The sequence below is a fragment of the Pseudomonas sp. IC_126 genome (assembly GCF_004331835.1).
Lineage (GTDB): Bacteria > Pseudomonadota > Gammaproteobacteria > Pseudomonadales > Pseudomonadaceae > Stutzerimonas.
Genome location: NZ_SJSS01000003.1, coordinates 454,884 through 468,015 on the forward strand (window position 1 = coordinate 454,884; position 13,132 = coordinate 468,015).

The window sequence follows — 13,132 nt, forward strand, 5'->3', positions numbered from 1 at the left end:
TTTAACATTGCGATGTTGATGCCTTTATGACGCGGATTACACCCGCATGGCATCGGTTACCAAACGCTTTCGATAAGCAGAGGGTCATCAAGTTCCCTTGGATTAGCTCCGCTGTGCTCGGTCGAAGCGTTTGACAACCGTGCTAGCGGTTGTGTTGCGTAGAAATCTCAGGTTTCGCCAAATTTTTATGACGGAGCTCACGTCCTGTCAGCCCGGCGTTGGCCCGTATTCGGTGCAGTCGTTAGCGATGTTCTTCTGCAGGACTGCCATTTGAGGTCGGTCCTTGCCGTCGATGGGCTCAACTGCCAGAACATATTTGCCCCAGCCCGGTCCGCCTGCCCAATAAGCGCTTGGCATGCAGTTCTCGTTGAGATAGGCGAGCATATTGTCCATGGCGACGAGCATCGAATCGGAGTGGCCGGGAACGCCATATTCGCCCAGAAAGCCCTTCAGGTTGTTTTCTTTCAGCCACTCTACGAAGGGGCGGGCACGCTCGACGCCCAGCATGGGGTCAACGGTTTCGTCGTTCGCGTAGCGTCCTGAGAAATCTTTGTCTAAATAGAGGTGGGCTTCGTAAATGATCTTGTTCGCCGGATCATCGATCAGAAAATCCTCGTTGACCTTGCGCCAATGGAACGAGCTCGCCCAGCGGTCGCCTTCAACGAATATCAAGGTTTTCACGTCGACCTGGCGAATTGCATCGACTGCCGCCTGGGCCGCCGCAGGCCACAAACCATCGGTCGAATGGGGCTCGTTCATGATGTCGTAGCCCAAAAGGGCGGGGTGATCCTTGAACTCTTCCGCGAGCTTGCGCCAGACGTTGGCGTACGCTTCGTATGGTACTTCGGGTGAGCCAATCAGCTTGCCCTTGTATCGAGCGTAGTTGTGCATATCCAGAATGATTTTCTGGTCATGCTGCGCAGCAAAATCAAGCGTTCTTTTCAGTAAGCGTATCTGATCAAAGTTGACGCCTCTATTCAGGTCGTGTTGTACGCGTTCCCAGATGAAGGGGAAGCGGATCAAGCGAATGTTCTTGTCTGCGTAATACTTGAAGTATTTCTTCTCGGGATAGAAGTAGTTGGTGCCAACCTTGCCTGGTGTTATATGCGGTGCGAAATTGGCGCCGGACATATTGATGCCGACCAAGTCGATACCTGCGCGTTCAGTGCTGGGCTGAGCTTGGACAAGGGACACGCAACCGACCAGGGATAGGCCAGCAATCAAACGTATCGCGCCGAGCAAAGGCGAGAGAGAGCGACGTTCCATATTTTTGAACTCCAATGAGCATGTAGCGAATGACTGTCCTTCGATCGCACGGCGTAACGATCAACGAAGGGCCGATGCCAAGTAAGCAACGGTTCGAATGCGTGCAGGCGATTGGACGGAGTTGTTCGAGCGCCCGATGCATATAGTCATCGGGCATCAGGCGCTCATCGCTTATTTGCTGTGTTGGTATTCGTACTGGTAGTAGCCGTAATCGCTGTAATTGGACACTTTGCGGATGACGGCATTGAAGATCACGCCTTTGACCATCAAGCCGTTCTGTTCGAGGCGGCGCTTGGCGAATTCGATTTCCTTGACTCCGTTCAGGCCATAACGGGTCACCATCAGGGTCGTGCCGGCCTGACTACCAACCAGCGCAGCGTCGGTGACCGCGAGAATCGGCGGCGTATCGAAAATCACCAGATCGTACATGCCGCTGATTTCCTTGACGAAGCGAGAGAAGTTCTCGTGCATCAACAGCTCGGAAGGGTTCGGCGGTAACTGACCATGAGTGATCACGTGAAGGTTGTTGAGTTGGGTCTTCTGGATCGCATCGAACAGCGTGACACGGCCGGACAAAATGTCCGAAAGGCCTTTCTCACCCTGGCAACGCATGACTTTGTGCAAGTAGCCCTTGCGCATATCCGCGTCGACCAACAGCACTTTCTTGCCGGACTGTGCAATCACTGCCGACAGGTTACTGGTGACGAACGACTTACCGACTCCCGGGCTAGGACCGGTAATCATCAGAATGTTGTTCTTGGCCTCGATCATGGCGAAGTGCAGGCTGGTGCGCAGGCTGCGCATGGCTTCGGTGGCCAGATCAGCCGGGTCGTTGATCGTCAGCAGATAAGACGCGCTGCTCTTGTCACGCTTGAAGTTGACCAGACGCTTTTCCAGCAGCCCCTGTTTCTCGCTGAAGGGAATCGCCGCGTACACCGGGATGCCGACACGCTCGATTTCTTCTGGGTTTTCCACGCCCCGCTTGAGCGCTTCGCGAACATAGACGAAGGCGATCGCGAGGATACCGCCGAGCAGAATCGCGGCAATGACGATCAACGGCTTGTTCGGCTTGATCGGCTGATCGATGTCAGCAGCGGCGTGGTCGACGATGCGCACGTTGCCAACGGTACCTGCACGAATGATGTCCAGCTCCTGCGTTTTGTTCAGCAGCATCGAATAGGTTTCGGACGAAACCTCGACATCGCGGTTCAGACGCAGCAGTTCTTGCTGGGTCGAGGGCAGGGTGCCGATTTGCTTTTCAAGTTCGGCCTTCTGCGCCTGGAGTTGGTTGGTCTGGTTAATCAGCGCCTGGAAGTTAGGGTGCTGACGGGTAAAGCGACGTTCCATCTCGGTGCGCTTGAGGTTCTGCTCGGAAATCTGCTTCTCGAGGTCAACGATACGATCGAGCACCGACTGGGTTTCCGCTGAGATGTCCACCGAGCGATTACCGGTCTGGAACTTGTTCAACGCAGTTTGAGCGGCGTCGAGCTTCTTGCGAACTTCCGGCACTTGCTCGCTCAGGAACTCCAGACTCTGTGTTGCTTCGGCCGCGTTGCGCGCAATGTTCTGGTCTACGTAGCGCTGGGCCACTTCTTCTAGTACTCGAACGGCTTTCTCCGGATCGGCGTCCTCGAGCGTCACGTTGAGGATGCCTGATTGCTTGCCGCGCTCACCGGCCGACAGACGATTCTGATAGTCCTCGGTGGTGGCATAAGTGCGGTTTTTGATCACGCTGAAAGTAGTGCCCGGTCGTGCGTTCAGCTCCGCTACGGTAATGCCGTATTCCGGCGTTTCCATGGGCTCGCCAACTACGCCTTGTACAACCACTTCACCGTCGGTATCGCGCAGGATGAAGCCATTGTTCTCTGCGGCTTCCAGCGTCAGCTCTTCGCCATGCATGTTGTCCGGAACGATCAGCCGAGTGACGCGTAGCGACTCGCCGCCCCAGGCGTATGATTCGAACCCTTCCGGGTACCAGCCAAGCTCACCTTCCTCGGTGGGTTCGAAGCCGCGGAATATATAGCCACCGAACACCGGGAAGTGGTGAGGCTCGATGATGATATCGAGGTTCAGTGCTTCGACCGCGCCACCGACAACGGTGCGTGACTTGAGCAGCGCTATCTCGGTCTGCGCGGGCGAGACTGCCGGAGCGGCGCCCACCACATCGGTAAGACTGGGAAGTCCACCTTTCGGTTGGATCTGGATCATCGCGCTGGCGAGATAGATCGGCGTGGCAAGCAGCGCATAGGCGATACCCAGCGCCGCGAAGAAGCCGGTTATGGTGAGGATGAGAGCCCGGTTGTTGAGCAAGGTGTCAAAGAGGTGGGCCAGATCAATATCCTTCTCCTCTTTGGTTTCGTAGATAGGGCGGGGCATGGTGGTCATTGAAGTTCCTTCTTCTTATTTCAGGTAAGGAAGCCAGCTTTCGACGGACTGCGTCAGAAGGCTGTGAACGTGCTCGAATGCGGGTTTGGATTGACGAAAGGGATCCGGGATTTCCATACCGTCTAGCCATTTACCCATCAGGAAGGTTTTGCCATGTACTTCGGGGGCTATCTGGCGAATGTGCTGGATGTGGCTCTGCTCCATGGCGAGGATGAGGTCCGCCTGGTGCAACATCTCACTATCAACCTGCCGAGCACGGTGGGACAGGTGTTCCAGTCCGTGATCGTGAAGCACCTCATGTGCGGTCTTATCCATTGGGTTGCCTACTAATGCGCCTATGCCTGCCGAGCTGATCGTCAGGTTTCTTCCCTGCAGTTTGTGTATCAGCAGCGCTTCGGCCGCTGGGCTTCTGCAGATGTTGCCGACACAGATGATCAAGATGTTCTGGAACATGTCGCTTAGCCTCGCAGCCCTGAATTCATGGGCGGTTGGGCGTACGCATCACAGAACGCAAATCTGATATTGCCTCGCTTCATTAGTTCAATCTTCCTGCTGTGCTCGCGCATGAAATATGGCTGATTGCCGTGATGGGCTGTTCTGCCGCGCGCAGTCAGTAGACGTCCCTGTTGAACACTAGGGCGGGAATGGTCCGGGCGAGAATGTAGATGTCGAACCAGACCGACCAACGCTCGATGTAATCGAGGTCGAACTCGACGCGTTTTTCGATCTTTTCGAGCGTGTCGGTCTCGCCGCGATAGCCATTGATCTGCGCCCAGCCGGTGATGCCTGGCTTGACCCGATGGCGAGCGGAATATTCCGAGACAGCTTCTTCGAACAGCACGCCTGCGGCCTTGGTCGCGGTGGCGTGTGGGCGAGGGCCGACCATGGACATGCTGCCCAGAAAAACGTTGAGCAGCTGTGGCAGTTCGTCGAGGCTGGTCTTGCGAATGAAGCGGCCCACGCGGGTGATGCGATCGTCGTTACGCGTTGTCTGGCGTTCGGCGTTGGCGTCCGATTTGGCGTGGTACATCGAGCGGAACTTGAACACTTCGATCAGACGATTGTTGTAGCCGTAGCGCTTTTGCTTGAACAGCACCGGGCCGGGCGAGTCCAGCTTGATCGCCAGTGCCAGCAGCAGCATTACGGGCGCTGCGGCCAGCAGGGCCAAGCTGGAGAGGATGATGTCCTCGATGCGCTTGAACATTGGCGACCAACCACGCAGCGGCAGGTCGGAGGCGATTAGTGTGGGCAGGCCACCAACCTCGGTGATGCGCTTGTTGGCATGGCGGAAGGCAACCATGTCGGGCACTAGCAGCACATTGACCGGCAGCTTGCGCAACTCGTTGATCACCTGACCGATGCGGCTGTCGGCGAACCAGGGTAGGGCGACCAGCACCTGAGTGACCTTTTCCTCACGGATCATCTGCTCCAGATCACGCGTATTGCCCAGAAGCGGCAGGTCGGCGAGCGTCTTGGGCAAGCGCTCCAGGCGGTCATCAATGAAGCCGAGCACGCCAGTACGGATGTCACGGTGATGAGCAAGGTATTCGGCAACGCGCACGCCGTTATCGGTACCGCCGAGAATCACAGCATTCTGCAGATAGACGCCCTTGGCCATCAGGCGGCGGAACAGTGCGAGCATCATCAGGCGCTCGGCGCCGAACAGGATGATGCTGGTGACGAACCAGAACGTCAGGTGCTTGGCTTCCAGATAGCTGAACATGCCCAAACCTTGGTGCATGAAGATCAGCAGGCTGAACGCTGCGGCCCAGGCGACCAGCATGGTGCGGAAGCGGAGCAGGGTGCTGAACACTTCCTCACTGTAGATGCCGACCGATTGGAAGATGACCACACTGATTACGCCGAAGAACATCAGGAAGGTGCTGAAGGTGCCACCGCCCGCCGGCAGGTCGAGCGGCAGAAAAAGCAGCAGCAGAACGCCCGGCAACACAGCAGTCAGCCCGTGGATCAGGCGAACGCTGGCAAGGAAGTAATCGACGAAACTGGGGTGGGCGTATTCAAGGGTCCCAACGGACTGTAAGCGCATACAAGGCTCCTTCCTTCGGCTATTACTAGCTCTCAATACTCGTTTTGATCGCCGCGATCCGCGGTTCTGATGGCAGGCCGCTATCGCAACCTTCACCTGGACAACTGCTCCGACCGCCTCCAATGAAATGAGTTCATCAAACGGGTACAAACCGCCAAAGAAGCGCCAGGGATTAAATTTGTGTGATAACCAATTGATTAATAACAAAAAGCATCAATAAACCATCTGCTGTAGATGGTTTTTTACGGTTGCTTCTGACCGATGGTCGTCTCTTTTTCCGATTCGGCTTAAGCCCTACGATTTCCGCTGCGTCACAACTTTCCAGTTCTGCCACGTGTCTTATCTGCGGTTACCGATCTGGAAGCGAAAGCATGAATGAACCCAAGGCGCTGCTCGTGCTTCACGGCAAGCAAGGACTCAACGAGCAGGTGCGTGCGGCTGTCAAACAATGGCGCGAGCTTGGACACGAACTGGCCGTGCGGGTGACCTGGGAAGCCGGCGACTCGGCTCGGCTGGTGCGCGAAGCGCTCGCTGCGGGTTATCGAACGGTGATCGCCGGTGGAGGCGACGGCACGGTGCGTGAAGTGGCTCAGGCGCTGCTCGACAGCGGTTCCGATGCGAGCATGGGCGTGCTGCCGCTCGGGACCGCCAATGATTTTGCCCAGGCTGCCGAGATTCCAGTCGCGCCCTTCGATGCGCTGACGTTGCTCGACCGTAATCCGGTGTCGATAGATGTCGGCGAGATGAACGGTATCCCTTTCATCAACATGGCGACCGGTGGCTTCGGCTCCAAGGTGACCGCCAGCACCTCGGAAGAGCTTAAAAGGGTGCTGGGCGGCGGCGCCTATCTACTGACCGGCCTATCGCGCTTCAACGAGCTGCACGCTGCGTGGGGGCGCTTCGTTGGGCCCGACTTTGCGTGGGAAGGCGACTTCCTCGCGCTAGGCATCGGTAACGGGCGTCAGTCCGGCGGAGGGCAACAGCTCTGTCCGCAAGCGTCCATTGATGACGGCTTGCTGGATATTTGTATCGTTCCGGCGCCCGCCGATACGGTGGGTACCCTAGGCACGCTGCTGAGCGGTGGACTGCTGGGGATCGACACCGTTTCGGTAACCGCCCGTGTGCCGTGGCTCGAAGTTGAGGCACCGAAGGAGATAGCCATCAATCTCGACGGCGAGCCTTTCACGGCCGAGCGTATGCGCTTCACGGTCAAGCGTCGGGCGCTGCGTCTGCATCTTCCAGCGGATAGTCCGCTGCTGCGTGAGGAGCCGTTGCTCCGAAACGATAACGAGGCCACCTGATAGCACCGTACTGGCAAGGCACTGACTAACCGTCGGGATGGCGACAAATACAGATAAAGCGCGGAAACTTGCGGCCGATAGCCTCCTAACCCTTATCAAGCAAGGAGCCCGCAATGGCCGGCATTCTCGAGTCAGTCGATCAACGCACCCGTCTGGTGGGGCAGAATCGTCTGGAAATTCTCATGTTTCGGCTTTCCGGCCGCCAGCAATTCGCTATCAACGTGTTCAAGGTGCAGGAGGTCGTACAGCTACCGAAGATGACGCTCATGCCGCATCGCCACGGTTCCGTATGCGGTGTCGTTAACTTGCGCGGACAGACGTTGCCTGTGATCGATCTGTCGCGTGCCATAGGTCTGCGTCCATTGGTACCGGATGAGCGCAGCACCATCATCGTGACCGAGTACAACCGCTCGATTCAGGCGTTTTTGGTCGGCGGCGTGGAGCGCATTCTCAACCTCAACTGGGAAGAAGTATTGCCGCCACCTACCACGGCGGGGCGTCAGCATTACCTGACGGCTATCACCAAGGTTGACGACCGACTGGTCGAAGTCATCGATGTGGAAAAGGTGCTCGCTGAAATTGTCCCCTACAACACCAGCATTTCACCGGAGCGCTTGGCCGATCCGCTGCTCGAACGCGCCAGGGGTCGTGAAGTGCTCTGTGTCGACGATTCGACCGTGGCGCTGGCACAGCTGCGTGAGACGCTGACTCAGCTTGGCATCACCGTACATGCCGCCAGCGACGGCATGAAGGGCTTGAACAAGCTCAAAGCCTGGGCCGATGCCGGGGAAGTGCTCACCGATCGTCTGCTGATGGTGTTTACCGATGCGGAAATGCCGGAAATGGACGGCTACCGGCTCACCACCGAAATCCGTAATGACCCGCGCCTGCGCGGTCTGCATGTGGTACTGCATACCTCGCTTTCAGGCAGCTTCAACCTGGCGATGGTGCAGAAAGTCGGGTGCGACAACTTTCTTTCCAAGTTCCAGCCGGAGAAACTGGTGGACGTTATCCGCGAGCGTCTGTTGCTTGACGAGCCTCGCTGATCCGCTCATCTGATCGAGGCACCAAAATGCATCTTTGCGCGTTGTATCGCTTTCCACTCAAGTCCGGCTCGGCTGAATCGCTTGAAGAGGGAGGCTGCGACGCGCTCGGCCTGATCGGCGATCGGCGCTGGATGGTCGTCGATGCCGCAACCGGGAAATTCCTGACGCAGCGCGTACTGCCGCGGATGGCGTTGCTCAAGGCGCGATGGCAGGGCGAAATGGCGCTGCTCCTGAGCGCCGCCGGCATGGATGATCTACTGGTGGCGGTTCCCGCTTCGGACAGCGCTGTGCGAGGTGTGCTGATCTGGCGCGAAAGCTTACGCGCGCCTGATGCTGGTGACGCCGCTGCGGCATGGCTGACGCGCCTGCTCGGTCGTTCGTGCAGGTTGGTGTATCTGCCCGCCGAGCAAGGCATCCAGATCGACCAAGGTTACGCCCAGCCCGGCGAGCGGACGGCGTTCACCGATGGGTTTCCGTTTCTGCTGATCGGTCAGCGATCACTCGACGACCTTTCGGCCCGTGTGGGGCAGCCCCTCGAAATAACGCGGTTTCGGCCGAATCTGGTCATCGCCGATGCGGCACCTTATGCCGAGGATGGTTGGCGCCGAATCCGCATCGGCGGCATGCAGTTTCGCGTGGTCAAACCTTGCTCACGCTGCATCATCCCCACCATCGATCCGCTCAGTGCCGAGCACAGTCCGACACGCGAGCCCTTGGCCACATTGCTTGGTTACCGCAAGGGCGAGGGCGGCGTGTTTTTCGGCCAGAATCTGATCGCCGAGGGTACGGGTGTGCTGCAGGTGGGTATGTCGGTAGAAGTACTGGAATAGCCCCGTTGCCGCTCGCGACCAGCGAGTATCTAAAGCATCCTTCACTGACGAAGCGGCGCCAAACCATGGCGCCGCCAACGTCACTGACTTTCGAAGTAGCGCTCGTGCCACTCGACCAGCGGCTGCGGTGCGTTGAGCTTCTGGCCGTAAATCACCGAATAGGTGAGTACGTTCTGCACGTACTGGCGAGTTTCATCGAACGGAATATTTTCCACCCAGACGTCGAACGGCAGGTGTTCTGCATCCCGCAGCCACTGGCGGACCCGGCCGGGGCCGGCGTTGTAGGCAGCGGATGCCAGCACCCGGTTGCCCTTGAACTGGCCATAGATCTGGCTGAGATAGGCCGCTCCCAACTGGATGTTGGTGTTGGGGTTGAGCACCTGCTGGTGCGATGACAGCGGGATATCGAAGCGTCTGGCGGTTTCCTTCGCGGTGGCCGGCATCAGCTGCATCAGCCCCGTGGCACCGACATGCGAGCGCGCGTCGGCCATGAACGCGCTTTCCTGACGCGTGATAGCGAATACCCAGCTTGGATGAATCTCTCGTGCCTTCGCCGCGTTCACCAGGCTGCTGCGATAGGCCATGGGAAAGCGGATGTCCAGATCGTCCCAGTACTTCGCCTGGCTGATGGTGCGGATGGCTGGGAAATACCACTCCATGTCGTAGGCCAAGCGTGCCTGAGCGACCAGTTCATCGCGGCTGAACAGGCGGCTGACGTGATACCACTCGCGGCGTCCGTTGACTATTTCGCCACGGGCATGGAATTCCATGGCACGGCGAATGCCCGCGGTATTGCGGACCTTCTGCATCAGCTTCGGATCGAGCGCGAGCGGCTGATGGTTGAGCTTGTAGGGCGCCTGGATGCGGTCGGCTGAGAGGAAACCGTAGAAATCGCGCTCGCTGGCGACCGGCTGGTAGAGCGGGATGGCCTGTTTGTCGTTGGGTTGTGCCAGTTCCAGGCTGCGCGCGTTCCAGTAACGCCAGCGGTTGCTGCTGGCGAGTTCTCCAGTGAAGCGCTGGATCAGCGCATGGGCATCATCCCAGCGCCCCAGCCGTAACAGCAGCCGGGCCCGCCATTCGCTGACGGTATCGTCACGCAACTCAGGGTCGTATTCAGCCATCACCGTCAGGGCACGAGCATCGAAGCGCTTGGCCAAGGTCAGCCCGATCTGGCGTGCGATCGCCACCTTTTCATCAGTCGAAAACGAAAGGCGTCTGGCGTAGCTGTCGAGCAGCCCGAGGGCTTTTTCCGGGTTCTTTCGCGCCAGCCGACGCAGGCCGATCGAGACGATATCGCCCATGGCCGGGGTCGGCGACATGAAGCGATCAGTCTGGCCCAGCATCTGCGGCTTCTGCGCGACCTCGACCAGCAGCTCGCCTTGGCTCTTCATCGTCGGCAGGCTTTTCACCAGAAAGTTGGCCAAGCCGTAGTTACCGCTCTCGACCGCCAGCTTGGTGCGCTGCCAGACCAAGTCTTCGCTGAGCTGGCCGGCGTCGCGCCAGCGATCGAACAGCGCGTCGCAAGCGTTGTGTTGCGACTTGCCCACCAGCCAGAGTCGTTCGGCCGTCTCGTAGCCCTGCTTCGTCTGGCCGCTGGACAGTTGGTACTGACCGAAAAGGCAGTCCAGTTCGGCGAAATTCATCGCCGGATCGTAATGCGCAACGAAGGGCCGCCAATCGCCACGGGCCGCCAGCAACCGCAGCCAGCGCAGTTTCATCCAGCTGGCCTGCGGCAGGTCGCCATGCTCTGCGAGAAACTTTTCCACCTCGTCGTTGCTGGCGGTCTTGAGCCGTGCAGTCAGTTCGTCATAGGCCAGGTAAGGCTCGAGCGGATAGTCTCGAAGCGCGCTGGCGTGACGTCGATATGGGCCGCTGTCGCCCTTGGCCAATGCCCGCTTGGCTTCGTCGTAGTACTGACGTTGCTGCTGGAGGCTGGCGGCTTGAGAGGTTTCGACGATTGCAGCAGTAAACAGAAGGCAGAAACAGATACTGGAGAGTCGACCGCGCATGAGACTTCCGAAGACGGGGGCAGGAGAAAACTGGGGCTAGCTTAGCTCGGCCAGTCGGGCAGTTAAACGCGGATTAAGCTCTTGAAACAAACAAAGCAGAAGGTTCCGACGAACGTATGTACGTCCCAGCGAAGCGGCCCTGAATCGCTATTTCCAACGTAACTGTAGGTCGCGTTGAGTGTCGGTACAGGCGCTGTGTTCGATAAGCGGGCTCGATGCTCGGCGGCATCGGTGTGACAGGCGCCTTCTGCTAGAATGCGCGCCCTGTTTCCCGGAGGTAGTCATGACCCTGCTCAAGTTGACCGATGTGTCCCTCGCCTATGGCAACAATCCATTGCTCGATGGAGTGTCCTGGCAGATTGCGCGGGGTGAGCGGGTTTGCATCATCGGCCGTAACGGGACCGGCAAATCCAGCATGTTGAGCCTGGTCAAGGGCGGCCAGTTGCCGGACGATGGCGAGATCTGGCGCGCGCCGGGTCTGAAGATTGGCGAATTGCCTCAGGAACTTCCGCTCGCTGACGAGCGCACCGTGTTCGATGTGGTGGCCGAAGGGCTATCGGGTGTGGGTCAGCTGCTGGCCGACTATCACCATCTCAGCCAGAACATCCAGAACGAAGCCGATCTGGACAAGCTGATGCACGTTCAGCAGGAGCTCGAAGCGAAGGACGGCTGGCGCCTGCAGCAGCTGGTCGACAGTACCCTGAGCCGTCTGCAACTGCCAGCCGACAAAACCCTGGCCGAGCTGTCGGGCGGCTGGCGTCGGCGCGTTCTGCTGGCTCAGGCGCTGGTGTCCGAGCCCGATCTGCTATTGCTGGATGAGCCGACCAACCACCTGGACATTGGCGCTATCGCCTGGCTGGAAGAAGCCTTGACCGGCTTCAACGGTGCCGTGCTGTTCATTACCCACGACCGTGCGTTCTTGCAGAATCTGGCGACCCGCATCCTGGAGTTGGATCGGGGCCACATGATCGACTGGAACGGCGACTACGCCAGCTTCCTGGTGCACAAGGAGCAGCAACTAGCAGCAGAAGAGACTGCCAACGCGCTGTTCGACAAGAAGCTCGCTCAGGAAGAAGTCTGGATCCGCCAGGGCATCAAGGCGCGTCGCACCCGCAACGAGGGTCGTGTGCGAGCGCTCAAGGCATTACGTGCCGAGCGCAGTGAGCGCCGTGAACATCAGGGCAAGGCCAACATTCAGATCGACGCGGCGGAAAAATCTGGCAAGCAGGTCATCGTCGTCGAACACGCAAGCTTCGCCCATCCGGGCGGCGAGCCACTGATTCATGATTTCTCGATGGTGCTGCAGCGCGGCGACCGCATCGGCCTGCTCGGCGCGAACGGAACTGGCAAGACCACGTTGCTCAAGTTGTTGCTCGGCGATCTGCAACCCACCAGCGGCACGGTCGAAGCTGGAACGCGTCTGGAAGTGGCGTATTTCGACCAGTTGCGTCACCAGCTTGAGTTGGAAAAAACAGTTATCGACAACGTGGCCGAGGGGCGGGACTTCATCACTATCGATGGCCAGAGCCGCCATGTGCTGAGCTATCTCGGAGACTTCCTGTTCAGCCCGCAGCGCGCCCGCACGCCAGTAAAGGCATTGTCCGGCGGAGAGCGGGCACGTCTATTGCTAGCCAAGCTGTTCAGCAAGCCGGCCAACCTTCTGGTACTCGACGAGCCGACCAACGACCTGGACGTCGAAACCCTCGAGCTTCTGGAGGAAGTGCTGCTCGGCTTCCAGGGCACGGTGCTGATGGTCAGCCACGACCGGGCGTTCCTCGACAACGTGGTCACCAGCACGCTGGTATTCGAAGGTAATGGGGGCGTTCGCGAATATGTCGGCGGCTATCAGGACTGGCTGCGTCAGGGCGGCTCGCCCAGGCTGCTCGGTGTGGCCGAGACGAAAGAGGTGAAAGCCGAAGCGCCTCCGAGCAAGCCCGCGGCGGCGCCCGCCGCCGAGCCCGCTCCGGCAAAGAGGAAGCTCAGCTACAAGGTGCAGCGCGAACTGGAGGCACTGCCCGGAAAGATAGACGCAGTCGAGAAAACTATCGCTGCGTTGCAAGCGGAAATTGCGCAGCCAACGTTCTATCAGCAGACTTCAGAGCGTACTGGCGAAACGATAGCCCGCCTTGAGGCGCAGCAGAAGGAGCTCGACGAGTTGCTAGAGCGTTGGGCCGAGCTGGAAGAATGACTGGCAGCGTGACCGCGATGCATATGGCGAGACCTGGACTGCCATTCAAGACATAACGAC

Annotated in this window: 9 protein-coding genes; 4 read left to right on the forward strand and 5 right to left on the reverse strand. The window is 58.8% G+C overall.

The features are described from left to right. Positions 1-207: 207 nt before the first annotated feature. From E0D86_RS12960 to E0D86_RS12975, 4 genes are all read right to left on the reverse strand, one after another. Positions 208-1,266 carry a glycoside hydrolase family 5 protein gene (locus E0D86_RS12960; protein ID WP_131650437.1) on the reverse strand — a complete coding sequence of 353 codons (1,059 nt, stop codon included), beginning with the start codon at positions 1,264-1,266 and terminating at the stop codon, positions 208-210. A 171-nt stretch (positions 1,267-1,437) separates the two neighbouring features. Then, positions 1,438-3,651 (reverse strand): polysaccharide biosynthesis tyrosine autokinase, encoded by a 2,214-nt coding sequence (locus tag E0D86_RS12965; RefSeq protein WP_131650438.1) that lies wholly within the window; start codon positions 3,649-3,651, stop codon positions 1,438-1,440. Positions 3,652-3,666: 15 nt separating this feature from the next. Next, entirely contained in the window at positions 3,667-4,104 is a 438-nt protein-coding gene (locus E0D86_RS12970) for a low molecular weight protein-tyrosine-phosphatase (protein ID WP_131650439.1), read from the reverse strand. A gap of 157 nt (positions 4,105-4,261) precedes the next feature. Next, positions 4,262-5,698: an undecaprenyl-phosphate glucose phosphotransferase gene (locus E0D86_RS12975; protein ID WP_131650440.1), complete on the reverse strand. Its 1,437-nt coding sequence runs from the start codon at positions 5,696-5,698 to the stop codon at positions 4,262-4,264. 371 nt (positions 5,699-6,069) lie between these two features. On the opposite strand from E0D86_RS12975, the gene yegS reads away from it, so the two are divergent. The 3 genes from yegS to E0D86_RS12990 all read left to right on the forward strand — a co-directional run bounded on the left by yegS (position 6,070) and on the right by E0D86_RS12990 (position 8,875). Further along, positions 6,070-6,999 (forward strand): lipid kinase YegS, encoded by a 930-nt coding sequence (gene yegS / locus E0D86_RS12980; protein WP_131650441.1) that lies wholly within the window; start codon positions 6,070-6,072, stop codon positions 6,997-6,999. 113 nt (positions 7,000-7,112) lie between these two features. After that, positions 7,113-8,045, forward strand: coding sequence for a chemotaxis protein CheV (locus tag E0D86_RS12985; protein ID WP_131650442.1), 933 nt, complete (start codon positions 7,113-7,115; stop codon positions 8,043-8,045). A gap of 26 nt (positions 8,046-8,071) precedes the next feature. Continuing rightward, positions 8,072-8,875 (forward strand): MOSC domain-containing protein, encoded by an 804-nt coding sequence (locus E0D86_RS12990; protein ID WP_131650443.1) that lies wholly within the window; start codon positions 8,072-8,074, stop codon positions 8,873-8,875. Positions 8,876-8,955: 80 nt separating this feature from the next. Here the strand turns inward: E0D86_RS12990 and E0D86_RS12995 are convergent, their stop codons facing one another. Then, on the reverse strand, positions 8,956-10,884 hold the full coding sequence (locus E0D86_RS12995; RefSeq protein WP_131650444.1) for a transglycosylase SLT domain-containing protein: 1,929 nt from the start codon (positions 10,882-10,884) through the stop codon (positions 8,956-8,958). A 283-nt stretch (positions 10,885-11,167) separates the two neighbouring features. On the opposite strand from E0D86_RS12995, the gene E0D86_RS13000 reads away from it, so the two are divergent. Then, a complete protein-coding gene (locus E0D86_RS13000; RefSeq protein WP_131650445.1) occupies positions 11,168-13,072 on the forward strand; it encodes an ATP-binding cassette domain-containing protein in 1,905 nt (634 codons plus the stop codon). Positions 13,073-13,132 lie beyond the last annotated feature (60 nt).